The 253-nt window shown below is 68.0% G+C and carries 1 pseudogene; it reads right to left on the bottom strand.

Annotated features, from left to right (window positions below):
- Nucleotides 1–253 (bottom strand): annotated as a pseudogene (locus tag AXK61_RS25750) (IS21 family transposase); the annotation flags it as partial.

Here is a 253-nt window from a genome sequence, read left to right as displayed (position 1 = left end):
CCCGCTGGAGGGGTGGCAGACCGTGGCCATCCGGTCGAACCGCCAGTTGCGGGTCACCCCACCGAGCCGGCGGGTGATCCGGTCCAGGCCGACGATCACCTGCGGGCGTGTCGTATTCGGGGCGAGGTAACCTCGCCACCGCCTTGAACACGACAACGTTCCAACCAACAGGTGCGCGGTCTTGCCCCACCCCCACGCCGCTGGCGGATCGGGTAGATCCAACCAATCCCATTGCGTCTCTTCGCCTGGCGGG

The organism is Tsukamurella pseudospumae, assembly GCF_001575205.1.
Lineage (GTDB): Bacteria > Actinomycetota > Actinomycetes > Mycobacteriales > Mycobacteriaceae > Tsukamurella > Tsukamurella pseudospumae.
Note: the sequence above shows the minus strand (reverse complement) of the source record. Positions and strands in the feature narration are given on the sequence as shown.